Source organism: Ectorhizobium quercum (assembly GCF_026552795.1).
Classification (GTDB): Bacteria; Pseudomonadota; Alphaproteobacteria; order Rhizobiales; family Rhizobiaceae; genus Ectorhizobium; species Ectorhizobium quercum.
Genome location: NZ_JANFPI010000002.1, coordinates 495,355 through 521,793, shown reverse-complemented (window position 1 = coordinate 521,793; position 26,439 = coordinate 495,355). Strand labels below are relative to the sequence as shown.

Below are 26,439 nucleotides of genomic sequence, written 5' to 3'. Positions count from 1 at the left end.
ATGTGTTGCCTTGCAACGCGACGACGAAGGAGAGCCGCACGATGTTCGACGCCAAAAAGCTTCTTGACCAACTGCTGGGATCGCAGGTGCCGGGAACCACCGGAACCGTCCGCGACAAGGCGGACGGCGCCGTGAAGCTCGCCAAGGGCAATCCGCTGGCGACGGGGGCGATCGCCGCCGCGCTGCTCGGCACCAAGACCGGCCGCAAGCTGGCCGGCAATGTCGCCGTGGTCGGGGGGCTCGCCGCCATCGCCGGCCTCGGCTATCAGGCCTACAGGAATTACCAGCAGGGCAAGGCGCCGGGTGCGGCCGAACCGGCTGCGCCGGCATCGGAGCCGCTCGTTCTTGCGCCACCTCCGGCCCAGTCCGGCTTCGAACCGGACGTCCTTTCCAATGATTTCGTCCTGGTTCTGGTGCGCGCCATGATCGCGGCCGCCAAGGCAGACGGTCATATCGATGAAGCCGAGCGCGCCCGCATCGTCGAGCGCGGCAATCTGGCCGGACTCGGCGGCGAGGCGGAAGCCTTCCTGGCGGAAGAACTGGCCTCGCCCACGGATATCGACGCGCTGGTCGGCGCGGCCAGAACCGAGGAGCAGAAGGTGGAACTCTACACCGCCTCACGGCTCGCCATCGACCCGGACAGCCGGGCCGAGCGCGGCTATCTCGATCTTCTCGCCGGCCGTCTGGCGCTGGACGATGCGCTGGTCGACCACATCGAGGCGACGGTTTCCGCACACAAGGCCTGAACGAACGGGCCGGTTGTCTTTGCGGGACAGCCGGCCTATTCCTTCTCGAAAGCACAGGCATCGAGAGGGAACATGCGCGATCTGTCGGAATTCAAGGGGTGCCCCGCGCCGCGACCCGTAACGCTCAGGGGCCGGTTCGTCACGGTCGAGCCGTATGACCGGGAGCAGCACCTGTCCGCTCTCTGGGACGGGCTGGGCGGCATGGGCATCAATCCGCTGCTGACCTATTTCACCAATGACGATTTCGGCGGCATCGGAGATTTCGATGCCTGGCTGGAGAAGTGCCGCACGAAGAGCAACTGGCTGGTCCACGTTTTTCGCGACAACGCGACAGGCAAGGTCGTCGGCATGGCGAGCTATATGCGCGCCGATCCGGCCAACGGCGTGGTGGAGGTCGGCGGCGTCGCGCACGGCCCGGCAATGGCCCGCTCGCCGCTCTCAACCGAGGCGCATTACCTGATGGCGGGGCACATCTTCGACGATCTCGGCTATCGCCGCTACGAATGGAAGTGCCATAACGGCAACGAGGCGAGCAAGGCCGCGGCCCGCCGCTACGGCTTCACCCATGAGGGGCTTTTCCGCCAGCACATGCTGTCCAAGCGGCAGAACCGCGACACGGCGTGGTTCTCGATCATCGACGGCGAATGGCCGGCCGTCAGGGCCGCCTTCGAGGCATGGCTGGCGCCCGGCAATTTCGATGCGGACGGCAGGCAGGTGCGCAGGCTGGAGGAGATCAGGGCGGCTCAGGACTGAAGCGAGGCCGCCAGCAGCGTCACGCCGACGAAGACGATGAACAGGGCGCCGCCGATTTCGATTGCGGCGCGCAGCCTGCCCGCCGTCTTCGAGCCCGGCCGGGTGAAGCGCAAGGCGACATCCTTCGCGCCGACGGCGAGTGAGGCAAGGATGGAGACGGTGATCGCGGTGCCGAGCGAGATGGCGAGAACCGACAGGATGCCGCCGAGATAAAGACCGTTGAGCAGCGAAAAGCTGACGACGAGGATCGCGCCCGAGCAGGGGCGAAGACCGACAGCGAGGATGGCCGACCAGGCTTCCCTGATGCTGAAACGCTCGGATTTCAGCATGGCGGGGTCCGGCATGTGCGTCATGCCGCAATCGGCGCATATGCCGTCCGGGCCGGGGCGCGCACGCCCGCCGCAGGGTTCGGCCCGGAAATCGAGCCCGGTCCGGTTGCCGCGGGCCATCGTGCCGTCGAACAGCGAATCCGTTGCCGCTGGTCGCAGGTTGAGCGATCTGACCTTGCCGTACAGTAGCCAGAGGCCGAACAGCGCGACGAGGGCGAAGCTGGCGCGTTCCATCGCCTGGGTCGCCATCGTCAGCGAGACGGACGTGCCGCGCAGCACGAGATAGGCGACGCCGACCAGCACGATCGCCATCAGGCCCTGCATCATCGCCGAGAGGAAGGAGATCGCGACGCCGCGCCGCAGCTGCGTTTCGTTGGCGATCATGTAGGAGGATATGACCGCCTTGCCGTGGCCGGGCCCGGCGGCGTGAAAGATGCCGTAGGCGAAGGAGAGGCCGGCGAGGCTCCAGAGCTGCCACGGGTCCTGGCGCATGGCCGAAAGCGCGCCGGTGAGCGCGCGGTAGAAGCCTTGCTGCTCCCGGTTCACGAAGGCGAGGAACGGGCCGAAGAGGCCGTTCGTCCTGAAGGACGGTTCGGCGGCGCCGATGCCGAGCGAGGATTGCGCGGCCGCAAGACCTGCGCCGAACACCAGAACCAGTGCCGCAAGCGCGGCAGTGCGACCGGCTCTCAGCACGAAAGCTCCAGCTGAACGGCAAAGAGCTTGGACATGTTCGTGCCGGCGGGGTCGTCGAAGAAGGCGGCCGTCAGCTTGTCCTGGTTCTGGGCCAGCACTTCGTCGGGATCGGGCCGGAGCACGGTGCGCTTGCAGGCGGAAACGGCCTTGCCCTCGGTCGCCATGTCCTCGTCATGCACGAAGTCGATCGAGGTGTAGAAGGTCGGGTCCCAGACGCCGAGGGTGATCCTGCCCTTCACGGGCAGCGGTTCCTCGGGCTTGAGGATGAAGAACATCAGGAGCTTGCCGTCCTGATAAAGCACGTTGATCACATCCGGGGGGGTGATCTTCACCTCTTTCCCGTCGGCGGCGATGTTCATGTAGTAGCCGTATTCAGCCAGAGAGTCCTTCACCGTCTGGCCGACAACCGCCGCTTCGTCCGGGTCGAGCTTGAGGTTCCTGTTGCTGTCGAAATCCATCAGGACGCTGGAGGAAAACACCTCGTCGAAGCGCCAGACGTTGCGCAGTTCGGAAATATTGCCCTGATCGTCGGAGATCGCCTCGAGGCGCGCTTCCGCGAACACATGCGGGTGGGCATGTGCCAGCGAGGGAAAGGCGACGGCGAGAGCCAGAAACAGTGCTTTTTTCATAAAGGCTTTCCTGCCGGGCGGCGGTTCTTCATCTCTGTCTGGGCGGAAAATCCGGCAGAATCAGGGCCGGAAGACCGGTTGCAGGATGCGCAAGGCCGTCCCGTCTGTCAAAGCGCGGCGATGGCGGCCGCCCTCAGGCCGGCTGGTTGGTGCGGAACCAGTTGTGCAGATAGTCCACGAGGCTGCGGACCTTGGCCGGCAGATAGCGCCGGTGCGGATAAACGGCGTAGATGCCCCGGTCTTCGGGGATATAGTCGTCGAACAGCGCGACCAGCGCGCCGGAGCGGAGATGCGGCTGGGCGACGAAATCCGGCAGGGCGGCGAAGCCGAGGCCGGCCAGCGCGCCGCGCAGCGTCGATTGCGGGCTGTTGACCTCGAGCGGGCCGCTGACGCCGACGGAGAACGCGCTGCCGTCCTTGTCCACGAAGCGGATCGTGTTGTAGTTGCGGGCGTTCTTGTCGATCAGCGCCGGCACGTTCGAAAGGTCCTGCGGGTGGCTGAACGGGCCGTGAATGGCAATGAAATGCGGCGTGGCGCAGATATGGGTGCGGAAGGGGGCGAGCTTGCGGGCGATCATGCCGGAATCCTCCAGCCGCGTGACACGGATGGCAAGATCGAACCCTTCCTCGATCAGGTCCACGAAGCGGTCGTCTGCGAGGATGTCGAGCGACAGGTCCGGGTGCGCCTTGGCGAAGTCGATCAGCGACTGGCCGACATCGGCATCCACGAAGGTGCGCGGCACGGAGATCTTGAGCCGGCCCTTGAGGTCGGTGTTGTTCTCACGCACGAGGTCGGCCAGATTGTCGATCTCCTTGAGGATGTCGGAGGCGGTGCGGTAATAGGTATGGCCGGCCTCCGTCAGCGAGAACTGGCGGGTGGTGCGGTTGAGCAGCAGCGCGCCCAGATCGTCCTCCAGCTCGCGCACATATTTGGAAAGCAGGGCTTTCGAGCGCCCGGTCTTGCGCGCCGCCGCCGAAAAGCCTTCGGCCTCCACGACGTCGATGAAGGCCCGAATGCGGGTCAGCGTGTCCATTCTTGCGTTTCTCCCTGTTGTTTTCCCTTATCGAACGGCGAAGGGTGTTCGTTCAACGGATTTTTTGAGCGCGCACGGCAAAAAGTTCTTGATTATGACGGCGAACATCCTTATCTCCCGTTCTGCCCAAAGTCGCACGTGCCTGTGGGTGTCCGCCGACCCTCGATTAGGTGAGGTCATCGGTAAGGTACCTGGAATTAACCCCTCCAGTCGCTATTCCGGCCAACCGGAAAATGCGAGGACATCTTGAAGCAACGACGGTGCGGGCCTTTCTGGTTCTCTTCCGGCTTTCCACCAGCCGGGGTCACTGAAGAGGCACACCATCATTGCCGGAAGTGCGGTCGGGTTCTCCCTCCAATCTCATGGCAGACAAGGCGGAATTCCATCCCTGAAGGGGTGTCGTTCCACTTATCGCTGACCAGGCGTTCTCGGACCGGTTTCATCCACCGGCCGGTACGATGCTACGCATGGAAAGCCCTTATCGTTCCGGTTTCGCCGGCATTGGAACCTGTGAGGGAAGAACACCATGACGACCGCCCGCATTCTCGACTTCATCAAGACCCGTCGTCCGGAAGGCCCGTGCCTTGTCGTGGATCTCGACGTGGTTCGCGACAACTATTCCGCTTTCCGTCACGCCCTGCCGGACAGCTCGATCTACTATGCCGTCAAGGCCAATCCGGCACCGGAAATCCTGTCGCTGCTGGCCGGCCTCGGCTCCAGCTTCGATTGCGCCTCGGTCGCCGAAATCCAGATGGCGCTCGATGCGGGTGCAACCGCCGACCGCATCTCCTACGGCAACACGATCAAGAAGGAGCGCGATATCGCGCGTGCCCACGCCCTCGGCGTCGGCCTCTTCGCGGTCGACAGCCATGAGGAAGTGGAAAAGGTGGCCCGCGCCGCTCCCGGCGCCCGCGTGTTCTGCCGCGTTCTGACGGATGGCGAAGGCGCCGAATGGCCGCTGTCGCGCAAGTTCGGCTGCGTGCCGCAGATGGCCGTCGACGTGCTCGTCTACGCCCACCAGCTCGGCCTGGAATCCTACGGCGTGTCGTTCCACGTCGGCTCGCAGATGCTGAAGGTCGATGCCTGGGATTCGGCTCTGTCCGACGCCAAGCGCGTCTTCGCGCAGCTCGCCAAGCAGGGCATCCATCTGAAGATGGTCAACATGGGCGGCGGCTTCCCGACGAAGTATCTCCGCGACATCCCGACGGCGGAAGCCTACGGTCAGGCGATCTTCTCGGCGCTGCGCAAGCATTTCGGCAACGCGATCCCGCGCACGATCATCGAGCCGGGCCGCGGCATGGTCGGCAATGCCGGCGTGATCAAGGCGGAAGTCGTGCTCGTCTCGAAGAAGTCGGACAACGACAACCACCGCTGGGTCTATCTCGACATCGGCAAGTTCGGCGGTCTGGCCGAGACGATGGACGAGGCGATCCGCTATCCGATCCGTACCGAGCGCGACGCCGACGCGATGGAACCTTGCGTGCTGGCCGGTCCGACCTGCGATTCCGCCGACGTGATGTATGAGAAGAACATGTATCCGCTGCCGGTTTCCCTGAGCATCGGCGACGAGGTTCTGATCGAAGGCACGGGCGCCTATACGACGACCTATTCGGCCGTTGCCTTCAACGGTTTCGAGCCGCTGAAGTCCTACGTGATCTGATGCCTGGCCCGGCTTCGTGCCGGGGCGGGCCTTTCACCCCTGATTATTGGTTGCCGTGCTGACGGCATTTGGAAACGGGAGGCTCCGATGGCCACTGTTTTTAACAATGTTCGCGCTTTTTTCACGCCTGCCGCCTTCATCGTCGACGACGAGAATGCCGGCGATGTCGTTGCGCGCGAAACGCTGCTCGATGTGGCGATGGGGCCGGACCGCCGGGCGAAGTCGTCGGAAAAGCTGCGCCGCAGCCGGCTGCCGGCCGATGGCCTGGCGCTGGTGGCGCGCGATTCCGGCGGGCATGTGATCGGCACCGTCCGCCTCTGGAATGTCGAGGCCGGCGTCACGCCCGCCGGCACGCCGGTGGACGCCCTGCTGCTGGGTCCGCTCGCGGTCGATCCGGCCCATGAGGGCAAGGGCATCGGCGGCGCACTGATGCGCGCGGCGATCGCCCGCGCCCATGATCGCGGTCACGGTGCGATCCTGCTCGTCGGCGACGCGCCCTATTACGAGCGCTTCGGCTTCTTCGCGGAGAAGACGAAGCTCCTGATGATGCCCGGCCCGACGGCACGCGAGCGCTTCCTGGCGCTGGAGTTGAAGGAAGGCTGGCTCGACGGCGCGGCGGGCATGATCGTGGCAAGCGGTCGCAAGCTCACAGTGTCGGAGCGGCGCAGGGCGGCGTGATTCTTTTACCCGCCTTCATTTTCAAGCCCTTCCCGGAAACCGGGCAGGGCCTTTGCGCGTCCGTGCTCGGCGGGGTTCAGAAAGCGGAGGCGAGCCGTCGGTCTTCATCGACGAGAACCCACAATTCCGCAGAGCGGCTTGCGGGCAGGCCGATCCCGCGGACCAACGCTTCCTTGATGGTTTCTCTGTTCCTTTGATCGAGCGCGAAAAACGTGGCCTCCAGATCGTCTCGAACGGATCGGAGATCTTCGATGAGCGGTGGTAGAAGTCGAATTCGCCGGTCTTCCCTTTGCGCCAGTGTGCGGGAGCAATAGTTCTCACGGACGTAGAAACGGCCATCCCCGACCTCATGTTCGCCGTAGCCTTGTCGCCGCTGGACGAGATGGCGCTGGAGTTTCTTCGAGGCGATGACGTAAAGACCGCTCATGACATCCGTTCTCTCTTCCATGCGCTTATATCCACCACGCCGCAATCGCCGCCTTCCGAGGCGAAGGCGAGGAGGCGGCCATTGGCGTGTCACACTGGCGACGACCGCTTGTGGCCCAAAGAGGACGTTGTAAGGCGGGCATTGCAATTTCTCAGCTAAAGTACAAACCGAAGGCTGCCAGCCTTGAATTCAACGCAACCCGCCACTCACCCGATTTCAAAGAATCCGCGCAGCCTATGCAGCGCCGAGGCAGTGATTGTCGACGACACGAGTGCCAACGCTGATGACTTTGCCGTTATTCGCGTCCGCTCGAATAAACAAGAACCGCCGCTGAGGGCATAGCAACTCCGGAGATTTTTTGTAGCATTGAATGGCATTCTTCCCAAGATCGCGGTTTTCGCCACCACCGCACTGAAATCCTGCTCGTGTCGCTTTAGCCTTTGCGGTTTCGAAGCTTGAACCGATGAGGTTCAGTCTTGCCACTTCTCTTTCGTGGGAAGCCTCCGACATTTTAAATAGGCTGCCACAACCACTTAGCGTCAGACACAGGCCCAATAGTAAGAAATAGGTTTTCATGTTTCTGCTCATCGATATTGCGTGAAATAATATTTTTGCTGGTTCAGCGTGAAGGCAAGGCGGGGTCTGCGTCCGGCTCATGGCGGCCACGGCGCCACGGACGCCATTCCGTGCGGCCCAGAGGTCCACAACTTATTCCGGCGCGCACCATCGGTACTGATCATTGAACTCCAGACTTTCGTTCTCACGTTTCAACAGGAATTCCCTCTTTTTCAAGATTTCCATCCTGGTCTTGTATTCCGTGACAGTCGTCGGGAGGATACTCCACGAGTGATGGTAATAGGAGCAGCTCTCGTTGAAATGATAAACGTTTCCAGAATTGGTCACGTTGCTCAACGTGCAAGTGGTCTTATTGCTCTTGACGCTCACTCCGTCAAAGATGAATAGCATGGAACCTTTCGGGTCGTCGCACTGATGTCGTGATTGCACGTACCTTCCCTGATCTATCGGGAGAAGGTCTTCCGCAAAGAGCGGGGTCGAGAAGGCGGTGATTAATACGGGCAAGGCGAGTGGAGATACCAAGTTCTTGAAATGCATTCTTTCAGTCTTTCAAGGGGATAGGGATCGACGGCTGCGTCAATGTTTGATGTTGTTCAGGTCGGCGGCTGAACCCTGTTGATGTCTGGCTCCTTGTTGGACTTTTCACGAAGAGATTAGAGCAACCATAGGCTTGAAATAGCCAAATTACGGAAATTTGGTGGACGCCTCAATCATTGCAGCGGAATTCCACCAGCTTTTTGAGCTGGGTTCCAGGCTGTAGTTTGGAGAGGAGGATACAGTCGGCAATGCCCGGCGTTGGCGCCAAGCCGCCGCCAGCAGTTCGATATCGGGATGATCGCTTTTCCACCGAAAGCAGTCTCAGCGCGAGAAGACCTCTCTTCACCGGCCGACGTTTCTGACCCGACCAGACCACCTTACCCTGCGATATCCACCACGCCGCAATCGCCGGCTTCCGAGGCGAAGGCGAGGAGGCGGCCGCTGGCACTCCAGCCGAGCGAGGTGATCGCTCCCTTGCCGGGGCGGCGCAGCAGGGCTTCCTTGCCGTCGGAGATGCGGACGCCGAGGATCATGCCGTCGATGAAGCCGATGGCGAGAATCTCGTCCGTATTGTGGAACGCGACCTGGGTGACCATGATGTCGGCGCGGGTGCCGAGTTCCAGCGGGGCCTTGCCCATCGGGCCGTCCTTGCCAGAAAAGGGCCAGACGATGGCCGCCGGCGCGCCGGAGGAGGCGAGCCATTTGCCCTTCGGGGACCACGACAGCGACTTTACCTTGGCCGGATAGCCGGTCATGCGCATGTGGCGGGCTTCGTCGCTGTTCTTCACGCCGTCGAGCTTCCAGCCGTGCAGGGCGTTTTCCTGCATGGCGGTGACGACGAAGCGGCCGTCCGGCGAGAAGGTGACGGCGGTGTGGGCGCCCTTCCATTCGAGGTCCATCGGCTCGGCGGCCATGCCTGCCCAATGCAGGGAGACGCCGTTATAGCGGGCGGCGGCAAGCCGCAGGCCCTTCGGCGCGAAGGCGATGGCCTCGACCGTGCGGCTTTCGGTGAATTCCTTCACCGTGCCGTCGGCGAGGCGCACGAAGCTGGAGCGGCCGATGGCGTAACCCATCGCGCCCTGCGGACCGCCGGCGACGTTGGAAATCCATTTGCGCGGTACGTTCGCCAGTTCCGTGACGTCTCCGGTCGCGGAGATGCGCAGAACGCGGCCGTCCTCGCCGCCGGTCAGAAGGCTGGGGCTGAAGGGATCGCGCACGCAGGTCAGCAGGCCGTGATGGGCCTCCGTGACCTTGGCGCCTCCGTCCAGCCGGTGGATCTCGCCGCTGGCGGCGGCGAAGAATGCGGTATTGCCGAGGAAGGCTGTGGTGACGACATGGCCTTCGATGTCGTAGGGCGCGACCGTCGGCATCAGGCGGCGGCCTCGCAGGCCTTGAAGGCGGCTTCGAGCTGGGCCGGATCGAGATCGCGGCCGATGAAGACGAGGCGGCTTTCGTGCTTCTCGCCATCCTTCCACGGGCGCTGGTGGTTGCCCTCGATGATCATGTGGACGCCCTGCACGACATAGCGCTCCTCGTCGCCCCTGAAGGCGATGATGCCCTTGAGGCGCAGGATGTTCGGGCCCTGAACCTGCGTGACGTTCTGGATCCACGGGAAAAACTTGTCCGGGTTCAGCTCGCCGCCGCGCAGCGAGACGGAGCGCACCGTCACGTCATGGATCGGGGATGCATGGTCGTGGTGATGGTGGTGATCATGGTCGTGATGATGGTGATCGTGATCATGGTCGCAATCCGGCCCGCACACATGGTCCGGGTGGACGTGATCGAGGAAATGCGGATCGTTTTCCAGCGCCCGCTCGAGATCGAAGGCACCCTGGTCCAGCACCTTTTCCAGCGGAACGCCCGAGCGTTCTGCCCGGTAGACGCGGGCGGAGGGGTTGACGGCGCGGACGATCTCCTCGATCCGGTCGGCCTCTTCCGGGGTCACGAGGTCGGTCTTGTTGATGATGACGACATCGGCGAAGGCGATCTGGTCCTCGGCCTCGCGGCTGTCCTTCAGGCGCAGCGGCAGGTGCTTGGCGTCGACGAGGGCGACGACGGCATCGAGCTGGCTTTTCGCGCGCACGTCGTCGTCCATGAAGAAGGTCTGGGCGACCGGAACCGGATCGGCGAGGCCGGTCGTCTCGACGATGATGCCGTCGAAGCGGCCCGGGCGGCGCATCAGCCCTTCCACGACGCGGATCAGGTCGCCGCGCACGGTGCAGCAGACACAGCCGTTGTTCATTTCGTAGATTTCCTCGTCCGACTCGACGATCAGGTCGTTGTCGATGCCAATTTCCCCGAACTCATTGACGATGACCGCATATTTCCTGCCGTGATTCTCGGTCAGGATGCGGTTGAGCAACGTCGTCTTGCCGGCGCCGAGATAGCCGGTGAGAACGGTGACGGGAATGGGCTTGGCAGCTTGCGCTTCGGTCATGGGAAACCTCGGAAAATGAAGGTGGCGCCGGGCGGCGGGAAAAAGACTGAACCCCATATAGGCGCTGACCGCGCCCGTTTCAAAGGGAATCGGCGGCCCTGCCGGAGAGGAGCGAAAGGTCGAAACGATGGACGTCGTCGAGGAGCGCGATGAAGCCACGGACCGAATGGGCAATCAGCGCCTCGCCCTTCTCGGCGGTCGCGGCGGCGGCGTTGCCGGCGGCGCCTTCGGGGTTCAGATCCGTCATCTTCCAGCCGAAGGCGTGCGGGCCGTAGGCGCGCAGATGGGTGAAGCAGCGGCAGAATTCCGTCTGTCTGGAAGGGAAATCCTTCGCCCTGTCCATCCGTACCCTGTCCGGGGCGAGCGCCAGCATCACGGAGGTCTCGATCTCGCCAGCGTGGATGCCGATCGCCTTTTCCTCGGGGGAGATCACGCCGTCCGGCAGGCCGTAGCGGGTCCAGCTCGTCGCCACCGCCAGCATGCCGAAGCGCAGGCGGGCCTCGGTGGCCACGATGGTCATCAGCGGCGAATTGCCGCCATGCGCGTTCAGCATCACGAACCTGCGCGTGCCGCGCCGGGCGAGGAATCCTGCGATGCCCAGCCATTTTTCGACGGCTTCGGCATAGGAGAGTGTCTTCGTGCCTTCGACGTCCATATGCTCGACGGAATAGCCGACGCTCTCGACCGGCAGGAAATCCACCGACAGGTGCGCGGGCAGGGCGGCCTTCGCCCGCGCCGCGATGCCGGCGGCGATGATCGCATCCGTTTCGAAGGGCAGGTGCGGGCCGTGCTGCTCGTGCGCGCCGAGCGGCAGGACGGCGATGGTGGTTTCGTTCGGGCTGGCGGTCATGGGTTAACGTTTCCCGCATGGTTTTCCGGTAGTCTTCAGGCTACAGGCCGGTATAACGGCGCAGCGCTTCGTTTGAAAGCGGGAGAGGTGCGTGAGCAAGAAGGACAAGCAGGAAAAGGCGCTGCGCAAGAAGGAGAAATCCCTGCGCAAGAAGGAGGAGGCGCTGGCCGAGCCGGGCGCGCTCGCCAACAGTCTCGTTCAGGCCTCGCGCTCGCTGAGGACGCTGCTTTCGCGCGCGCTCACCCGTACAGGGCTCTATGCCGGTCAGGACGGCGTGATTCTCGCGCTTCACGAGCAGGACGGGCTGACGACCGGACAGCTCGCCCAGGCGCTGGGCGTCAAGCCGCCGACCGTGACGCGCACGATCGGGCGCATGGAGGCGCAGGGCTTTCTGATGCGCGGCGAGGATGCGAAGGACGGCCGTCTCAGCAAGGTCTACCTGACCGATATGGGCCGCAGCGCGGTGGAGGCCATCTCGGCGTCGGTCGTCCATTGCGACCGGGCGGCGGTCGCCGGCCTTTCCGGCAAGGAGGTGAAGACGCTGATCCGGCTTCTGAAGACGGTCGACGCCAATCTCAATTCCGCCGGGCAGGCGCCAGAGCCGACGGGGAAGGGCGAAGGCTCCCCCGGCTAGGGTCGGTCAGGCCCTGAGGGGCATGGTTTGCTATCCATCCGATCCCGTCCCGGCTGTCACAACACCCATCCCGATGAGTGCGGAGCTTCAGGCAGGCATTGCGCGCCAAAATTAAATTCTTTAATTTAATTGAAATCGGCCGCCCCGGGGACGAAAAGGGTGGGTCGAAGCAGGAGGGGACTGCGCATGGCTCAGAAAATCAAACTGTCGACGATTGCCGAAAGCCTCGGGCTTTCGACGGCGACCATTTCGCTTGCGCTGCGCGACAGTCCGCTGGTGGCCGCGGATACGCGCGAGCGCATCAAGGAGCAGGCCCGGGCGATGGGCTATATCTACAACCGGCGCGCGGCCAGCCTGCGCACGTCCCGCTCCGGTATCGTCGGCGTCGTGGTCCACGACATCATGAACCCGTTCTACGGGGAAATCCTCAAGGCCATCGAAGGCGAACTCGACCGCCGCTCCCACACCTTCATCCTGTCCAATCACTACGATTCCGTCGAGAAGCAGCGCAATTTCATCGAGATGCTGCTGCAACTGGGCGGCGACGGGGTGATCATGTCGCCTGCCATCGGCACGCCGCCGGAGGATGTGGCGCTTGCCGAAAACAACAACATGCCGGCCATTCTGGTGGCCCGCTCGATGGAGGGCACCGCGCTGCCGACCTATCGGGGCGACGACAGCTATGGCATCTCGCTGGCGACGAACCACCTGATCAGCCTCGGCCACCGCACGATCGCGATGGTCGGCGGCACGGACCAGACCTCGACGGGCCGCGACCGCTATCAGGGCTACGTCAATGCGCTTCGCAAGGCGAACATGGAGGTCGATCCCGATCTGCGGATTCCGGGGCCGCGCTCGAAACAGGCCGGTTTCGAGGCCGCCATGCAGTTCCTGTCCCTGCCGCAGAAGCCGACCGCCGCGGTCTGCTGGAACGACCTGGTGGCGATCGGCTTCATGAACGGCATCGCCCGGGCCGGCCTGATCGCCGGGCAGGACATTTCGGTCACGGGATATGACGACCTCGAGGAAGCCTCCATCGCCACGCCCGCCCTGACGACGGTCTGGAACGGACAGGAAGAGGTCGGACGGCTTGCAGCGCGCGCGCTTCTCGATAAACTGGCCGGCAGCCATGAGCCGGACGGATTGCACCTGATCAAGCCGGAGATGCGCATCCGCCAGTCCACCGGGCCGGTCAGGCCCCGGACCTAGATCCTGACCTAAGACAGACAATCAGACAGAGGAATGATCATGACGGGAAGAACCGCGGTTCTCGTTTACGACTCGATTTATGACCGTATCATCCGGCGGCTGGAGGAGCATTTCGATCTCGTGCCCGTCAAGCCCGGCGTATCCCCGCAGATTTCGCCCGAAGACGCGGCGCGCGTCAGGGGGGCGGCCGTCTACGGCAAATTCGGGGCGGACTGGATCGACCTCCTTCCCAATCTCGAAATCGTCGCCAATTTCGGTGTCGGGTATGACGGGGTGGATTACGATGCCGCGGCAAAGCGCGGCATCGTCGTGACCAATACGCCCGACGTGCTGAACGACGAGGTGGCCGATTCCGCCGTCGCGCTGCTTTTGAACACCATTCACGAAATTCCCCGCGCCGAGCGCTGGCTGCGCTCGGGCAACTGGGAGAAGGTGGGCCCCAACCCCCTTTCACCGATGTCGCTGAAGGGCCGCACGGTCGGTCTTTACGGCCTCGGCCGCATCGGTCTGGAGATTGCCAGGCGCCTGGAGCCGTTCAAGGTGAAGATCGCCTATCACACCCGCAGCCAGCGCGAGGGGCTGGACTATGCCTATTATCCGACGCTTCTGGACCTGGCGAAGGCCGTCGATACGCTGATCTGCATCGTTCCGGGCACGCCGGAAACCCGTAAGGCCATCAATGCCGACGTGCTTTCGGCGCTCGGTTCGGACGGCGTGTTCATCAATGTGGGGCGCGGAACGTCAGTCGATGACGATGCGCTGATCGCGGCGCTCCGGTCGAAGACGATTTCGGCCGCCGGCCTCGACGTGTTCTCTCACGAGCCGAAGGTGCCGGAAGGGCTGCTCGCGCTCGACAATGCCGTTCTGTGGCCGCATATCGCCTCCGCCACGGTGCCGACCCGCAATGCAATGGGCGATCTGGTGGCCGACAACATCATCCGCTGGTTCGCCGAGGGCAAGGCCCTGACGCCGGTGCCGGAAACGCCGGCTTCCGTCTGAGTTCGGCCGACGGCGCCTGCGCGCGCGCAGTTTCCGCTCAGCCAGCTTTCGAAGCGGCGTAGGCGCGGACGGCGTCGCCGAAGGCGGCGAAAAGCTGGCGGGAGGGGTGATCCGTTTCCGCCCAGTATTCCGGATGCCACTGCACGCCGCAGGCGAAGGTCCTGGCACCGATGACGGATACCGCCTCGATCGTGCCGTCCGGCGCGGTCGCCTCCACCTGAAGGCCAGGCGCGGTTTCGGCGATGGCCTGCCGGTGCAGCGAGTTCACCCGGATCTCGCCGGAAAGGCCGAGATAATTGGCGATGCAGCTTCCCTCCCGCACGATGACGCTCTGGCGGATGGCGAAGGCCTCGTCGCGGTCGGGTGTTTCGGGGCTGCGATGGTCCCAGGTTCCCTCGTTTTCCTGAATCTCGCCCTGAAGCGAGCCGCCGAGTGCCACGTTCAGTTCCTGAAGGCCGCGGCAGATGGCCAGCAGCGGAATGCCGCGCTCGATGGCGCGGCGGATGAGGGGCAGGCTGGTCGCGTCGCGGCCGGGGTCGAAGGGACCGTCCTTCTCGACGGCCTGCCTGCCGTAGAGCGAGGGATGCACGTTGCTGGCCGAGCCGGACACCAGCAGGCCGTCCACATGGTCGAGAATGGCGTCGGCGTCGTTGCCGTGCTCGAAGGCGGGGACGATGAAGGACATGACCTCAGCCACCGTCAGTGCCGCCTTCACATACTGGTTCTGCGCCGCATGCCAGGCCACGCCGTCGATCGTCTTCAGATCGGCGGGAACGGCGACGACGGGTTTGGGCATGGCGGGACTCCGGCTGGTGAAAACGGTTATCGGCGAACGGGTTTCTCGAACGCCGTTTCATGCCGGTTTCGGGCAATTGTCAACGGGGATTGCGTTTCGGTCGGGCCACGGCAATTTTCGGCAAGCCGAAGGCCTTGCGGAAGGAACGATCTTTCGCTTTCCGCTTGCAAGCATTCCGTCAAAATGGTTAGTTCCCCGCCACGCTACGGGGGCACAAGACCGCCGGGGTTTCAAACAATTTCGACCGGGAGGTTTTCATGGATCGTCGTTCATTCTTCAAGAAGGCAGGGGCAGCCGGGGCCGGTGCCGTTGCCGCATCCGCGCTTGCCGCGCCCGCCATCGCCCAGGAAAACCCGAAGGTCAACTGGCGCCTGACGTCTTCCTTCCCCAAGGGGCTCGATGCCATCTTCGATGCGGCGACGGAAATCGCGACCAGCGTCTCCGAAGCGACGGACGGCAATTTCACCATTCAGGTCTTCGCCGCCGGCGAAATCGTGCCGCCGTTGCAGGCGATGGACGCCGTGGCCACCGGGACGGTGGAAATGGCGCATACCTGCTCCTATTACTATGTCGGCAAGGATCCGGCCTTCGCGCTTGGCACGGCCATTCCCTTCGGCCTCAACGCCCGCCTGACGAATTCCTGGTTCTACCAGGGCGGCGGCAACCAGTTGCTGAACGAGTTCTTCGCGGGGCACGGCGTCTACGCGCTGCCGGCCGGCAACACCGGTGCCCAGATGGGCGGCTGGTTCCGCAAGGAGATCAACACCGTCGACGACCTCAAGGGCCTGAAGATGCGCATTGCCGGCCTCACCGGCCAGGTTCTGGAAAAGCTGGGCGTCATTCCGCAGCAGCTCGCCGGCAGCGACGTGTATCCGGCGCTCGAGAAGGGCACCATCGACGCCACCGAGTTCGTCGGCCCCTATGACGACCAGAAGCTCGGTTTCTACAAGGTCGCGAAGTACTACTACTATCCGGCCTGGTGGGAAGGCGGCCCGACCGTTCACGCCTTCTTCAACCTCGACAAGTTCAACAACCTGCCGAAGAGCTACCAGCGCATTCTCAACGATGCCTGCGCGCTGGCCAACACCAACATGCTGGCCAAGTACGACCTGCGCAACGCCCATGCCCTGAAGCAGCTCGTTGCGGACGGGGCGGTTCTGCGCCCCTTCAGCCAAGAAATCCTCGAGGCGAGCTTCAATGCGGCCCAGGAGCTCTATGCCAGCATCATGGCGTCCAACGCCAGCTTCAAGACGCTCTACGAGAGCCAGCAGGCCCTGAAGCGCGAATCCTATCTGTGGATGCAGCTGGCCGAATATTCCTTCGACACGTTCATGATGCTTCAGCAGCGCGCCGGCAAGCTCTGAGCCGCTCCACAGTTCCGATCCGAACGAATGAAGGCCCGGCGCCGCAAGGCGCCGGGCCTTTCTATTGCGAGGAATTGCCTGTCAGGGATTGATCCGCGGCGGTTCGGAAAGGCCGCCGCCGAGCGGGCCGAGCGCGGGCATGCCGTTTTCGGCCGGGGCCGAGCCCAGTCCGCCGAAACCGCCCGGCTGCGGATTGAAGCCGGGAACCTCGATCCTGATGTCGTCGACCGACTGGCCGCTCACGTGGCCTGTCTTGTAGTGCATCACGAGACCGGGGAAGGCGATGACGACGATGACCATCAGGAACTGGATGATGATGAAGGGCACGGCGCCGCGGTAGATTTCCGCCGTCGAGATGCCGTGGATCGTCCGGCCCGACACGGGGTCCCGCCACGGCGCGGCGGGGGCGACGGAGCGCAGGAAGAACAGCGAGAAGCCGAATGGCGGCGTCAGGAACGACGTCTGGAGGTTGACCGACAGGATGATGCCGAACCAGATCAGGTCGATGCCGAGCGTCTCGGCGACGGGAACGAGCAGCGGCACGATGATGAAGGCGATCTCGAAATAGTCGAGGAAGCAGCCGAGAATGAAGACGATGACGGTGACGACGATCAGGAAGCCGAGTTCGCCGCCCGGCAGCGCCGTCAGCAGGTCCTCGATCCAGACATTGCCGTTGATGCCGTAGAAGGTGAGGCCGAAGACGCGTGCGCCGATCATGATCATCATCACGAAGGCGGAAAGCTCGGTCGTCGCGATCAGCGCCTTCTTCAGCGTCGGGAAGTCCAGGCGCTTTCTGACATAGGCGAGGATCATCGCGCCCGTCGCGCCCATTGCGCCGCCTTCCGTGGGCGTGGCGATGCCGAGGAAGATCGTGCCCAGCACGAGGAAGATCAGCGAGAGCGGCGGAATGAGGACGATGATCACCTTTTCCGCGAGGCGGGAAATGATCGTCCGTTCCATGCCCCGGTTGACGAGGGCGGCGACGTAGACGATGCCGGCCGAAAGCGCCAGTGCCGCGACGGTGCGCCATTCCTCGCTGCCGATGGAGGCGAAGACCGTGTGCCGCGAGCCGTAATAGAGGGCGACGGCGACCAGTATCATGACCAGAAGCGAGGTGACGCCCTTGCCCAGCTTGCGGGCTTCGGGGGGCAGGGCGGGCGCCCAGTCCGGCCGCAGCATCGTGACCGCGAAGATGTAGAGCGCGTAGCAGGCGATGATCAGCAGCGCCGGGTAGAGCGCGCCGGTATACATGTCGCCGACCGAGCGGCCCATCTGGTCGGCCATGACGATCAGGACCAGCGAGGGCGGGATGATCTGGGCCAGCGTGCCGGAGGCGGCGATGGTGCCGGCGGCCAGCGAGGGCTTGTAATTGTAGCGCAGCATGATCGGCAGGGAGATCAGGCCCATCGCGATGACCGAGGCGGCGACGACGCCGGTGGTCGCGCCGAGAACCGCGCCGACCAGGATGACCGCATAGGCGAGGCCGCCGCGGATCGGGCCGAAGAGCTGGCCGATCGTGTCGAGCAGGTCCTCGGCCATGCCGGAACGTTCGAGAATCAGTCCCATCAGCGTGAAGAACGGCACGGCGAGCAGCGTGTCGTTCGACATGATGCCCCATATGCGTTCGGGGTGGGATTGCAGGAGCGGCCAGAACAGCCTGATTTCCGGCGAGATGCTGGAGAATTCCACGCCCACGACGAAATAGATGAGGCCGCCGGCGGCCAGCGTGAAGGCGACCGGATAGCCGAGAAGCAGCAGCGCCATCACCGAAACGAACATGATGGGCGCCAGATTGTGGGCGATGAAATCGATCATTGTTCAGTCCCTGCGGCGGCGGTTGTCTGGGCAACGGCGGGGTCTTCCATCCGCCCGGTCAGGATTGCGTAGCGCTTGACGATTTCGGAGACGGCCTGCACGAAGAGAAGGCCGAAGCCGAGCACCACCAGCAGCTTGGCCGGCCAGAGGACGAGGCCGCCTGCATTCGACGACACTTCGCCCAGCGCGTAGGACTTCCAGAACCACGGCCAGGCGAGATAGACCATCAGGCCGGCGAAGGGCAGCAGGAAGAGGATGTGCAGCACGAGGTCGATCACGTCGCGGGTCCGCTTGCGGAAGCTCGACGAGAGGATATCGATGCGGACATGCGTGTTGCGCAGCAGCGCGTAGGCGGCGCCCATCAGGAAGACGGTGGCGAAGAGATACCACTGGAGTTCCAGCCAGGCGTTCGAGGAGATGTTGAACGCCTTGCGGACCACGGCGTTGGACGCGCTGATCAGCACGGCAGCCAGCAGCAGCCACGCGACCGACTTGCCGACCGTTTCCGTCACACGGTCGACCGCGCGGCAAAGGGCGAGAATGTAACGCATCAGTCCTCCCGAATCTGCACATGTCCGGCCGGGCCGGATTCCGGCAGGCCGTGGCCGCAGTGCTTGTCACGCACCTTCGCGGCCGCCCGTCGCTGTAGGGCCAAGGGGACGGCGGAGTCAACCGAACAGGCGGGGCATTTTGTCAAAAAGCCTTGTTTCGCCGGGAATCCGGCGGCGATTGCGGCCGTGCGGGCGGCCAGTCGTCCGGTTGTGCCGGCCGCCGTCTTGCAATCCGGCTTGAAAGCTTGTGGAAAATCGACTGAAACGTTTTCGTAATACTAATCGAAAAGGTAGAAATGCGGCGGGCAAGCGGATGATGCCGCTTGAATAGGAACCCTGAGAATGGCCGAGGGCGTGAAAATCGAAGGGAAGGACATTCATCTCTCCCTTACCGGATCGCTTCACCGCCACCGTTGGCCGCAACTGATCGGCGCGGTGGTCAGCGTCCTGTGTTTTTCCGTCGTGTGGGGCCGAACGCAGTCGCCGATCTTTATGGTCCTGGTGGCATGCGCCTTAGGCATTCTCCTGCTCCGCCTCGGCCTGACGCTCTGGCTCGGTCGTCTGGCGCTGCCCGTGACGGATGTCGGGCAGGCGCGACAGGTCGAGCTGATCCACATCACCGGTTCCACCCTGACGGCGGCGCTGATCGGAGGCGGGACCGGCTATGCCGTTCTGGCGGGCATCGACAGCTTTTCCGTCTTCATCTGCATTTCGGTCATCATGGCGCTGATGGTCACGGTGGCGGGGCGCAGCTACGGCTCTCCGGCCAGCGTCGACATCCAGGTTGCCCTTCTGGTCCTGCCGCCGGCTCTGGCGGGCCTGTTCAGCGGTGACGTCTCCGTCATCATCATGTGCCTGCTGCTCGTGCCGCTGGGCTTCGAGACGCGCGTCATGGCGCGCGGCATTCGCAACGCCATCGGCCGGAGCATCGTAGCCGCAGAGCAGCTTTCGACGATTCTCGGCCGTTTCAACGCCGCGCTCGACACGATGCCGCACGGGCTCATCATGCTCGACGCCGACCGCCGGGTGCTGATCGCCAACCGCCGGGCACGGGCATTCTTCGGCGGCGGGCAGATCGAGGGCACGGCGATTGCCGATCTGGTGCCGGCGGGGCTGAAGGACGTCTGCGAGGCGTCCGCCGCCGGTTTCGGCCGCCGCCTCGCGGCTTTCGTCGACGGCGATTTCGAGCGCACGCAGATCCCGCTTGCCAACAAGATCTATCTGGAATTCGACGGCGCCGGGCGGGAAGACGGCAGCACCGTCATCATCTTCGAGGATGTGACGGCGCGTGTCCGGGCCGAGGAGAAGATCCTCCACATGGCGAAGTTCGATGCGCTGACGGGCCTGCCGAACCGCCATCACTTCGCCGAGCAGGTCCGGCAGGTGCTGGAGCGGCTTCCGGCCGGGGTGACGGTCGGCTTCATGCTGATCGACGTCGACGACCTCAAGAACGTCAACGATGTGCGCGGCCATGCCTTCGGCGACAAGCTGCTCAACGAGATCGGCCGGCGTTTCTCGGGGCTGGTGGATACCGAAACCATTTCGGCGCGGATGATCAGCGACCAGTTCGGGGTCTTCTTCTTCGGGCGCGACGGCGAGGAAGGGGCGCTGAAAACGCGGATCCTGCACTTTCACGCGGCCCTTCAGGCCAATTACAGCGTGGGCGAAGTGGTGATGCCGCTGTCTTTCAGCGCCGGTTACGTGCTGCTCGCCAACCGGGAAGCGGAGATCGAGGAGTGGCAGGTCAAGGCCGATCTCGCGCTTTCGGAGGCCAAGGTGCGTGCGCGGGGACTGTGCGTCGGCTATGCGCGGGAGATGGACGAGCGCTATATCGCCAGCCGCAAGCTGAAGGCGGATCTGCGCCAGACCCTTCAGGATGCCGGCCTGACCACCATGTTCCAGCCGATGTACCGCGCCGACGGCACGCGCATCGAGTGCTGCGAGGCGCTGGTGCGCTGGACGCATCCACAGCGCGGCCCCGTCAGCCCCGACGTTTTCATCCGCATGGCCGAGGACATGGGCGTCGTTTCGACCATCACCCGGTTCGTGCTCGACCGGGCCTGCCGCGAATGCATGCGCTGGCCCGGGCATATCGCGGTTTCCGTCAATCTTTCCGCCCATGACCTGCGCAACCACGATATCGTCGAACTGGTCGCCGATACGCTGGCGGCGACGGGGCTGTCGCCCTCGCGGCTTCATCTGGAAGTCACCGAAAGCTGCCTGATGGACGAGCCGCTGGCCGCCGGGGCGCTTCTGTCGGAACTGAGGGCGATGGGCATCACCATCGCCGTCGACGATTTCGGCACCGGCTTTTCCAGCCTGGCCTATCTCGACACCCTGCCGCTCGACGTCGTGAAGATCGACCGTTCCTTCGTGCGCAACGTCACGAGCGACGAACGTCGTCTCAAGCTTCTGAAGGGCACGGTCAATCTGGTGCGGGCGCTCGGCCTGAATGTCGTCGTCGAGGGGGTGGAGACGGAGGAGCAACTGGCGGTGATCGTCGAGAACGGCGCGGCGGATCTCGTCCAGGGTTTCGTTTTCTCTCGCCCGCTGACGTCTGAGCAGATCCTGGCACTGACATCGGCCTGATGGTGGCCGCACGCTGTCAAAAAAGCGGCACACCCGATGGCGGCCGCCCTTTTCCGCTCGAGGCTGCCGTGCCGGCGATCAGGCGCCGGGCCTGACGCGGGCGAGCCCGGTGCGGGCCAGCGAATAGTTGGGGTCGAGGCGCAGTGCGTGCTGGTAGGACCGGGCCGCATTGGCGTTTTCGCCGCGCTGCTCGTAGACCAGTCCCTGATTGGCCCAGGATTCGGCCCGGCTGTTGTCGAGCTGTATGGCGGTGTTGAAATCGGAGAAGGCGTTTTCGTCGTCGCGCAGGGCGAGATAGGAAATGCCGCGGCCGTTATACGGCTCGGGCGAGCTGGAGGACAGCGAGATCGCCTTGGAGAAGTCCTCAATGGCCGCCGAGTGCTGGCCGCGCTTCTGGTAGATCAGGCCGCGGTTGTGATAGGCGCGGCCGTCCGTGGTGTCGAGCTGGATGGCCCTGTTGAAGTCGTTGAAGGCCTCCACGTCGCGGCCGGCCTGCCGGTACAGGTTGCCGCGGCCGATGAGCGCGACGTCGTAGGACGGATTGATCTGGAGTGCCGCGTTGTAGTCGGCGGCCGCTTCCGCCTGCCGGCCCATATTGCGGTGGACCAGCGCGCGGTTGGCATAGGCCTGATAGAAGCGCGGGTTGAGCTGGAGCGCGGTATTGAAGTCGGCGAGCGCCTTGCGGAATTCGCCGGCCCGGCCGTAAGCGGAGCCGCGAACGTTGTAGCCTTCCGGATCGGACGGGTTGTTGCTGATGACCGACGACAGGGAAGCGATGTTTTCCTGCGATCCCTGCGAGCGGTCGAGCCTGATCGCATCCGTCGGCACCGGCGTGCTGGCGCAGGCGCTGAGCGAGAGTGCGGCCGCAAGAGCCGCAGCGGGCGTCAGGAAAGCCTTCGCCCGGCGGAGCGCCTTGCCGGTGCGCCGGCTGTCGGTTGCGGAAGCAGGGTTGGCGGAAGCCATTGTCATCAGGCTCGGTTCCACGTCGTTTGAAGAGCAGGGAGCGCCTTGCGCAAGGAAGAAGCCTGCGCCGGGCTGCAATGAAAAAAGCGGCGGCGACTGTATCACCCCCGCTTCAGATGCCTGTGAAAAACGTCGAAAAAACGGCGATTAGCGGGCGCGGGGTCCGGCAACCAGGCCTTCGCGCTGGGCGCGCTTGCGAGCGAGCTTGCGAACGCGGCGAACGGCTTCGGCCTTTTCGCGGGCGCGCTTCTGCGACGGCTTTTCGTAGTAGTCGCGCATCTTCATTTCGCGGAAAATGCCTTCGCGCTGCATCTTCTTCTTCAGAGCGCGGAGCGCCTGATCAACATTGTTGTCGCGGACAAGTACCTGCACGTTTATCCCGTTCCTTTAGATCTGGTTGATGCCGGCGGGCATGGCGTCGGCACATAATAAGCCTTCGCGGAGCCGCAACCCGCGCGATTGGCCAAGCGCATTATCAGATCGTTTCCGGGAAGTCCATATGCGTTCCGGCGTTTTCGGGCTAAAAAACTCCCGGATTTCCAGGGCGGTCCGTCAGGCGGTCCAGACATAGAAGGCGACGCTGCGCGCCGGCACCACCACGCCGCCGCCGCCGCGCTTTTGAGCGGCGTCCTGGCCGAGCGGGATATAGCGGCCGCCGTCGGCAAGCAGGAAGCCGCAGGGCTGCTGCGAGCGGTTGAAGAGGGCCGCGAGCTTCGAGTCGAGCCCCGTCTCCATGTCCCGGGACGCGATCAGCAGGCCGAAGGCGCTGCCGTCGGGGTCCTCCCAGTCCTCCGGCGTCATCGCTTCTCCCGAGGGCGATACCCATTCGGCATCGCCGTCGCCGATGAAGAAGCCGGGCTCGGCCAATGCCGGGAACCGCTTGCGCAGGGCGGCGAGAAAGCCGGTGTGCTCCACGATCCGATCGTCGACCGAGGACCAGTCGAACCAGGTGATCTCGTTGTCCTGGCAATAGGCATTGTTGTTGCCGCGCTGGCTGCGTCCCGCCTCGTCGCCCATCGTCAGCATGACCGTGCCGCGGCTGACGAACAGCGTCGAGAGCAGGGCCATCACGTCCCGCCGGCGGTGCTCCAGAACCTGCGTCCGGGCCGTCGCCCCCTCGACGCCGTTGTTCCACGAGAGGTTCTCGCTGTGGCCGTCGCGGTTGCGCTCGCCGTTCGCCTCGTTGTGCTTCCTTTCGTAGGAAACGAGGTCCATCAGCGTGAAGCCGTCATGGGCAGCGAGGAAATTCACCGAGCGGGTGCGGGCTTCCGGCCTGTTGGAGAACACGTCCGACGATCCCGCCAGGATCGTCGCCAGCGGCCCGGTCATGTTCAGGTCGCCGCGCCAGTAGCGGCGCATGCCGTCGCGGGCGCGGTCGTTCCATTCGAGGAACGGTTCGGGAAAATTGCCGAGCTGATAGCCGCCGGGGCCGATGTCCCAGGGTTCGGCGATCAGGATGCGGTCGGCCAGCGCCTCGTCGTGGCGGATGGCTTCCAGAAGCTCGCTATGCGGGTTGAAACCCGCATGGTTGCGGAAGAGGATCGTGGCGAGGTCGAAGCGGAAGCCGTCTATGCCGGCGTTCAGCACGAAATGGCGCAGGCTGTCGACGATCAGCCGGCGAATATAGGGATGATCGCAGGCCACCGTGTTGCCGGTGCCGCTGTCGTTGACGAGGGCGCCCGGCCGGCCCGGCATATGGCGGTAAAGACAGGGATTGTCGATGCCGCGGAAGCTGAGCGTCGGGCCGAAACGGTCGCCTTCGCCCGTGTGGTTGAACACGAGATCGAGGATGACGCCGATGCCTTCCCGGTGCAGCGCCGCCACCGTGTCGCGCAGTTCCGCCATGCCGCCCGGGCACAGGCGCGGTTCGAGAGGCATGAAGGCGACCGGATTGTAACCCCAGGCATTGGTGAGGCCGAGGGTCTGGAGGTGACGCTCGTCGATCCAGGCGACGACGGGCATCAGTTCGATGGCGTCGACGCCGATCCTCTTCAGATGGGCGATGACGGCTGGATGGGCGAGCGCGGCCACCGTGCCGCGCAGGTTTTCCGGCACATCCAGGTGACATTGCGTGAACGCCTTGACCGACACTTCGTAGATCAGGCCGCCCGGCTTGAAGAAAGGCGGCTGCCGTTCCACCGGACGGTCGGCGGTGACGACGCATTTCGGCACGAGCGCCGCGGTGTCCGCGCCGAAGGTCCCGAGCTTCGCGTCATAGACGAAAGGCCGGTCGATGGCTGTCGCATAGGGGTCGATCAGCAGCTTGGCCGGGTCGAACCACAGCCCCTCGTGCGGCGCATAGTCGCCATCGACGCGATAGCCGTAAAGCGCACCTTCCCGCACGCCCTGCGCGTAGCAGCGGAACACGCCGTCCTCATCCTGCTCCATCGGGATGCGCAGCGCCTCGCGCCGTCCCGCCTGATCGAAAAGGCAGAGCGTCGCGGCGGTTCCGTGGTGCGACCACAGGGAGAAGACGGCACCGGTCGCCGTCAGTTCGACGCCACCTCGTCTTGCCGGGATTTTCGTCATGGAAACAGGCTCAGGTGATGACGGTCGGTTCGGTGCGGCCGGTATGCGCCCGGATGCCGGCGATCTCGTCGGCAACGGCGATCAGGTCGGCCAGCGCCTCCTGTGTGTCGATGCCGTGGCGGGCGGCGTCCGGCTCGTAGCGCTCGACGTAGACGCGCAGCGTCGCGCCGCTGGTGCCGGTGCCCGACAGGCGGAAGACGACGCGCGAGCCGCCTTCGAACAGGATGCGCACGCCCTGCTTCGAGGAGATGGAGCCGTCGACCGGGTCGTGATAGGAGAAGTCGTCGGCGGTTTCGACCTTCAGCGCCCCGAAGGAGCGGCCGGGCAGGGTGGCGAGCTTGCCGCGCAGTTCGGCCATCAGCGCGTCGGCCTTTTCGGTCTCGATCGCCTCGTAGTCGTGGCGCGAATAGTAGTTGCGGCCGAACTCGGCCCAATGCCCGGTGACGATCTCCTTCACGCCTTCCTTGCGGGCGGCGATGATGTTCAGCCAGAACAGCACGGCCCACAGGCCGTCCTTCTCGCGCACATGGCTGGAGCCGGTGCCGAAGCTTTCCTCGCCGCAGACGGTGGCAAGGCCGGCGTCGAGCAAGTTGCCGAAGAATTTCCAGCCGGTCGGCGTTTCGAAGATGCCGACGCCGAGCTTTTCGGCCACACGGTCGGCGGCGGCGCTGGTCGGCATGGAGCGGGCGATGCCGGCGATGCCGGCGCTGTAGCCGGGGGCGAGCTTCGCATTGGCGGCGATGATCGCCAGCGAGTCCGAAGGGGTGACGAACATGCCCTTGCCGACGACCATGTTGCGGTCGCCGTCGCCGTCCGAGGCGGCGCCGAAATCGGGGCCTTCGGGGCTCATCACATCGTCGTAGAGTTCCTTGGCATGGACGAGGTTCGGGTCCGGATGGTGGCCGCCGAAATCCGGCAGCGGTTCGGCGTTGCGCACGGAGCCGGCCGGCGCGCCGAGGCGCTTTTCGAGGATTTCCACGGCATAGGGGCCGGTGACGGCCGACATGGAATCGATCACCACCCTGAAACCGGAGGCGATGAGCGCGCGGATCGCGCCGAAGTCGAACAGTTCCTCCATCAGCGCCGCATAGTCCGCGACGGGATCGATCACCTCGACGGTGAGATCGCCGACCTTCAGCGTGCCCACGGTGTCGAGGTCGATGTCGGGGGTCTCGAGCGTGCGGTAGCTGTCGATGACCTTCGTGCGGGAGAAGATGGCGTCGGTGATCTTTTCAGGCGCCGGGCCGCCATTGCCGATATTGTACTTGATGCCGAAATCCTCATCCGGGCCGCCGGGATTGTGGCTGGCCGAGAGGATGGTGCCGCCATAGGCGGCGTATTTGCGGATGACGTTGGAGGCTGCGGGTGTGGACAGAATGCCGCCCTGGCCGACGAGAACCTTGCCGAAGCCGTTGGCGGCGGCGATGCGGATCGCCTTCTGGATGACCTCGCGGTTATAGTAGCGTCCGTCGCCACCGATCACCAGCGTCTTGCCCTGGAAGCCTTCGAGACTGTCGAAGATGGCCTGGATGAAGTTCTCGGCATAGTTTTCCTGGGCGAAAACCGGGACTTTCTTGCGCAGGCCGGACGTGCCCGGCTTCTGATCGGCATAGGGTTTGGTGGCAACGATCTTGGTCATGTC

At 64.2% G+C, this 26,439-nt stretch carries 24 protein-coding genes; 9 read left to right on the top strand and 15 right to left on the bottom strand.

The genetic code is table 11. The features are described 5' to 3' along the window. The first annotated feature begins 41 nt into the window (after nucleotides 1–41). Both NOF55_RS07135 and NOF55_RS07130 read left to right on the top strand, forming a co-directional pair. Complete coding sequence (locus NOF55_RS07135; protein ID WP_306410649.1) at nucleotides 42–746, top strand: tellurite resistance TerB family protein; 705 nt, start codon at nucleotides 42–44, stop codon at nucleotides 744–746. Nucleotides 747–818: 72 nt separating this feature from the next. Continuing rightward, complete coding sequence (locus NOF55_RS07130; protein WP_306410648.1) at nucleotides 819–1,499, top strand: GNAT family N-acetyltransferase; 681 nt, start codon at nucleotides 819–821, stop codon at nucleotides 1,497–1,499. On the opposite strand, the gene NOF55_RS07125 is transcribed toward NOF55_RS07130, so the two are convergent. From NOF55_RS07125 to NOF55_RS07115, 3 genes are all read right to left on the bottom strand, one after another. Further along, nucleotides 1,490–2,521 (bottom strand): nickel/cobalt transporter, encoded by a 1,032-nt coding sequence (locus tag NOF55_RS07125; RefSeq protein WP_306410647.1) that lies wholly within the window; start codon nucleotides 2,519–2,521, stop codon nucleotides 1,490–1,492. The two genes, NOF55_RS07130 and NOF55_RS07125, sit on opposite strands and share 10 nt — an antisense overlap. Next, a complete protein-coding gene (locus NOF55_RS07120; protein WP_306410646.1) occupies nucleotides 2,515–3,150 on the bottom strand; it encodes a DUF1007 family protein in 636 nt (211 codons plus the stop codon). Before NOF55_RS07120 ends, NOF55_RS07125 begins: the two co-directional genes overlap by 7 nt. A gap of 133 nt (nucleotides 3,151–3,283) precedes the next feature. Next, a complete protein-coding gene (locus NOF55_RS07115; RefSeq protein WP_306410645.1) occupies nucleotides 3,284–4,183 on the bottom strand; it encodes a LysR family transcriptional regulator in 900 nt (299 codons plus the stop codon). Between the two features lie 526 nt (nucleotides 4,184–4,709). Here NOF55_RS07115 and odc2 point away from each other — a divergent pair. Both odc2 and NOF55_RS07105 read left to right on the top strand, forming a co-directional pair. Next, the gene (odc2, locus tag NOF55_RS07110; protein WP_306410644.1) at nucleotides 4,710–5,843 is read left to right on the top strand and encodes an ornithine/lysine decarboxylase; all 1,134 of its coding nucleotides are present in this window, start codon (nucleotides 4,710–4,712) and stop codon (nucleotides 5,841–5,843) included. An 87-nt stretch (nucleotides 5,844–5,930) separates the two neighbouring features. After that, nucleotides 5,931–6,521: a GNAT family N-acetyltransferase gene (locus tag NOF55_RS07105; protein ID WP_306410643.1), complete on the top strand. Its 591-nt coding sequence runs from the start codon at nucleotides 5,931–5,933 to the stop codon at nucleotides 6,519–6,521. Nucleotides 6,522–6,597: 76 nt separating this feature from the next. Here the strand turns inward: NOF55_RS07105 and NOF55_RS07100 are convergent, their stop codons facing one another. The 5 genes from NOF55_RS07100 to NOF55_RS07080 form a co-directional block, all read right to left on the bottom strand. Continuing rightward, the gene (locus NOF55_RS07100) at nucleotides 6,598–6,969 is read right to left on the bottom strand and encodes a hypothetical protein (protein WP_306410642.1); all 372 of its coding nucleotides are present in this window, start codon (nucleotides 6,967–6,969) and stop codon (nucleotides 6,598–6,600) included. A 213-nt stretch (nucleotides 6,970–7,182) separates the two neighbouring features. Next, the gene (locus tag NOF55_RS07095; protein ID WP_306410641.1) at nucleotides 7,183–7,524 is read right to left on the bottom strand and encodes a hypothetical protein; all 342 of its coding nucleotides are present in this window, start codon (nucleotides 7,522–7,524) and stop codon (nucleotides 7,183–7,185) included. A 914-nt stretch (nucleotides 7,525–8,438) separates the two neighbouring features. Continuing rightward, nucleotides 8,439–9,431, bottom strand: coding sequence for a WD40 repeat domain-containing protein (locus NOF55_RS07090; protein WP_306410640.1), 993 nt, complete (start codon nucleotides 9,429–9,431; stop codon nucleotides 8,439–8,441). Then, nucleotides 9,431–10,498 carry a CobW family GTP-binding protein gene (locus NOF55_RS07085; RefSeq protein ID WP_306410639.1) on the bottom strand — a complete coding sequence of 356 codons (1,068 nt, stop codon included), beginning with the start codon at nucleotides 10,496–10,498 and terminating at the stop codon, nucleotides 9,431–9,433. Before NOF55_RS07085 ends, NOF55_RS07090 begins: the two co-directional genes overlap by 1 nt. Nucleotides 10,499–10,577: 79 nt before the next feature. Beyond that, the gene (locus NOF55_RS07080; RefSeq protein WP_306410638.1) at nucleotides 10,578–11,348 is read right to left on the bottom strand and encodes a creatininase family protein; all 771 of its coding nucleotides are present in this window, start codon (nucleotides 11,346–11,348) and stop codon (nucleotides 10,578–10,580) included. Between the two features lie 91 nt (nucleotides 11,349–11,439). Here NOF55_RS07080 and NOF55_RS07075 point away from each other — a divergent pair, with 91 nt between their 5' ends. The 3 genes from NOF55_RS07075 to NOF55_RS07065 all read left to right on the top strand — a co-directional run bounded on the left by NOF55_RS07075 (nucleotide 11,440) and on the right by NOF55_RS07065 (nucleotide 14,190). After that, nucleotides 11,440–11,982: a MarR family winged helix-turn-helix transcriptional regulator gene (locus NOF55_RS07075; RefSeq protein WP_370868938.1), complete on the top strand. Its 543-nt coding sequence runs from the start codon at nucleotides 11,440–11,442 to the stop codon at nucleotides 11,980–11,982. 186 nt (nucleotides 11,983–12,168) lie between these two features. Beyond that, nucleotides 12,169–13,191, top strand: coding sequence for a LacI family DNA-binding transcriptional regulator (locus NOF55_RS07070; RefSeq protein WP_306410637.1), 1,023 nt, complete (start codon nucleotides 12,169–12,171; stop codon nucleotides 13,189–13,191). Between the two features lie 39 nt (nucleotides 13,192–13,230). Next, nucleotides 13,231–14,190, top strand: a complete 960-nt coding sequence (locus NOF55_RS07065; RefSeq protein ID WP_306410636.1) for a 2-hydroxyacid dehydrogenase — start codon at nucleotides 13,231–13,233, stop codon at nucleotides 14,188–14,190. 37 nt (nucleotides 14,191–14,227) lie between these two features. On the opposite strand, the gene NOF55_RS07060 is transcribed toward NOF55_RS07065, so the two are convergent. Next, complete coding sequence (locus NOF55_RS07060) at nucleotides 14,228–14,986, bottom strand: gamma-glutamyl-gamma-aminobutyrate hydrolase family protein (protein WP_306410635.1); 759 nt, start codon at nucleotides 14,984–14,986, stop codon at nucleotides 14,228–14,230. A gap of 257 nt (nucleotides 14,987–15,243) precedes the next feature. On the opposite strand from NOF55_RS07060, the gene NOF55_RS07055 reads away from it, so the two are divergent. Continuing rightward, a complete protein-coding gene (locus tag NOF55_RS07055) occupies nucleotides 15,244–16,350 on the top strand; it encodes a TRAP transporter substrate-binding protein (RefSeq protein ID WP_306410634.1) in 1,107 nt (368 codons plus the stop codon). A gap of 81 nt (nucleotides 16,351–16,431) precedes the next feature. Here NOF55_RS07055 and NOF55_RS07050 read toward each other — a convergent pair whose 3' ends face one another. Together NOF55_RS07050 and NOF55_RS07045 are read right to left on the bottom strand one after the other, a co-directional pair. Further along, nucleotides 16,432–18,165 (bottom strand): TRAP transporter large permease, encoded by a 1,734-nt coding sequence (locus NOF55_RS07050; protein WP_306410633.1) that lies wholly within the window; start codon nucleotides 18,163–18,165, stop codon nucleotides 16,432–16,434. Continuing rightward, entirely contained in the window at nucleotides 18,162–18,716 is a 555-nt protein-coding gene (locus tag NOF55_RS07045; protein ID WP_306410632.1) for a TRAP transporter small permease subunit, read from the bottom strand. Before NOF55_RS07045 ends, NOF55_RS07050 begins: the two co-directional genes overlap by 4 nt. Nucleotides 18,717–19,058: 342 nt before the next feature. On the opposite strand from NOF55_RS07045, the gene NOF55_RS07040 reads away from it, so the two are divergent. Continuing rightward, the gene (locus NOF55_RS07040; RefSeq protein ID WP_306410631.1) at nucleotides 19,059–21,305 is read left to right on the top strand and encodes a putative bifunctional diguanylate cyclase/phosphodiesterase; all 2,247 of its coding nucleotides are present in this window, start codon (nucleotides 19,059–19,061) and stop codon (nucleotides 21,303–21,305) included. A gap of 78 nt (nucleotides 21,306–21,383) precedes the next feature. Here NOF55_RS07040 and NOF55_RS07035 read toward each other — a convergent pair whose 3' ends face one another. The 4 genes from NOF55_RS07035 to NOF55_RS07020 all read right to left on the bottom strand — a co-directional run bounded on the left by NOF55_RS07035 (nucleotide 21,384) and on the right by NOF55_RS07020 (nucleotide 26,436). Continuing rightward, nucleotides 21,384–22,274, bottom strand: a complete 891-nt coding sequence (locus NOF55_RS07035; protein ID WP_306410630.1) for a tetratricopeptide repeat protein — start codon at nucleotides 22,272–22,274, stop codon at nucleotides 21,384–21,386. A 141-nt stretch (nucleotides 22,275–22,415) separates the two neighbouring features. Continuing rightward, complete coding sequence (gene rpsU / locus NOF55_RS07030) at nucleotides 22,416–22,640, bottom strand: 30S ribosomal protein S21 (RefSeq protein WP_306410629.1); 225 nt, start codon at nucleotides 22,638–22,640, stop codon at nucleotides 22,416–22,418. Nucleotides 22,641–22,820: 180 nt separating this feature from the next. Further along, nucleotides 22,821–24,797, bottom strand: a complete 1,977-nt coding sequence (gene glgX / locus NOF55_RS07025) for a glycogen debranching protein GlgX (protein WP_306410628.1) — start codon at nucleotides 24,795–24,797, stop codon at nucleotides 22,821–22,823. Nucleotides 24,798–24,807: 10 nt separating this feature from the next. Next, nucleotides 24,808–26,436 carry an alpha-D-glucose phosphate-specific phosphoglucomutase gene (locus NOF55_RS07020; RefSeq protein WP_306410627.1) on the bottom strand — a complete coding sequence of 543 codons (1,629 nt, stop codon included), beginning with the start codon at nucleotides 26,434–26,436 and terminating at the stop codon, nucleotides 24,808–24,810. Between the last annotated feature and the right edge of the window lie 3 nt (nucleotides 26,437–26,439).

Excerpts from the sequence above, each read along its gene's own strand:
- NOF55_RS07135 (WP_306410649.1), top strand. The coding sequence starts at position 42 with ATGTTCGACGCCAAAAAGCTTCTTGACCAACTGCTGGGATCGCAGGTG.
- NOF55_RS07130 (WP_306410648.1), top strand. The coding sequence starts at position 819 with ATGCGCGATCTGTCGGAATTCAAGGGGTGCCCCGCGCCGCGACCCGTA.
- NOF55_RS07120 (WP_306410646.1), bottom strand. The coding sequence starts at position 3,150 with ATGAAAAAAGCACTGTTTCTGGCTCTCGCCGTCGCCTTTCCCTCGCTG.
- NOF55_RS07115 (WP_306410645.1), bottom strand. The coding sequence starts at position 4,183 with ATGGACACGCTGACCCGCATTCGGGCCTTCATCGACGTCGTGGAGGCC.
- odc2 (WP_306410644.1), top strand. The coding sequence starts at position 4,710 with ATGACGACCGCCCGCATTCTCGACTTCATCAAGACCCGTCGTCCGGAA.
- NOF55_RS07105 (WP_306410643.1), top strand. The coding sequence starts at position 5,931 with ATGGCCACTGTTTTTAACAATGTTCGCGCTTTTTTCACGCCTGCCGCC.
- NOF55_RS07100 (WP_306410642.1), bottom strand. The coding sequence starts at position 6,969 with ATGGAAGAGAGAACGGATGTCATGAGCGGTCTTTACGTCATCGCCTCG.
- NOF55_RS07095 (WP_306410641.1), bottom strand. The coding sequence starts at position 7,524 with ATGAAAACCTATTTCTTACTATTGGGCCTGTGTCTGACGCTAAGTGGT.
- NOF55_RS07090 (WP_306410640.1), bottom strand. The coding sequence starts at position 9,431 with ATGCCGACGGTCGCGCCCTACGACATCGAAGGCCATGTCGTCACCACA.
- NOF55_RS07085 (WP_306410639.1), bottom strand. The coding sequence starts at position 10,498 with ATGACCGAAGCGCAAGCTGCCAAGCCCATTCCCGTCACCGTTCTCACC.
- NOF55_RS07080 (WP_306410638.1), bottom strand. The coding sequence starts at position 11,348 with ATGACCGCCAGCCCGAACGAAACCACCATCGCCGTCCTGCCGCTCGGC.
- NOF55_RS07070 (WP_306410637.1), top strand. The coding sequence starts at position 12,169 with ATGGCTCAGAAAATCAAACTGTCGACGATTGCCGAAAGCCTCGGGCTT.
- NOF55_RS07065 (WP_306410636.1), top strand. The coding sequence starts at position 13,231 with ATGACGGGAAGAACCGCGGTTCTCGTTTACGACTCGATTTATGACCGT.
- NOF55_RS07060 (WP_306410635.1), bottom strand. The coding sequence starts at position 14,986 with ATGCCCAAACCCGTCGTCGCCGTTCCCGCCGATCTGAAGACGATCGAC.
- NOF55_RS07055 (WP_306410634.1), top strand. The coding sequence starts at position 15,244 with ATGGATCGTCGTTCATTCTTCAAGAAGGCAGGGGCAGCCGGGGCCGGT.
- NOF55_RS07050 (WP_306410633.1), bottom strand. The coding sequence starts at position 18,165 with ATGATCGATTTCATCGCCCACAATCTGGCGCCCATCATGTTCGTTTCG.
- NOF55_RS07045 (WP_306410632.1), bottom strand. The coding sequence starts at position 18,716 with ATGCGTTACATTCTCGCCCTTTGCCGCGCGGTCGACCGTGTGACGGAA.
- NOF55_RS07040 (WP_306410631.1), top strand. The coding sequence starts at position 19,059 with ATGGCCGAGGGCGTGAAAATCGAAGGGAAGGACATTCATCTCTCCCTT.
- NOF55_RS07035 (WP_306410630.1), bottom strand. The coding sequence starts at position 22,274 with ATGACAATGGCTTCCGCCAACCCTGCTTCCGCAACCGACAGCCGGCGC.
- glgX (WP_306410628.1), bottom strand. The coding sequence starts at position 24,797 with ATGACGAAAATCCCGGCAAGACGAGGTGGCGTCGAACTGACGGCGACC.
- NOF55_RS07020 (WP_306410627.1), bottom strand. The coding sequence starts at position 26,436 with ATGACCAAGATCGTTGCCACCAAACCCTATGCCGATCAGAAGCCGGGC.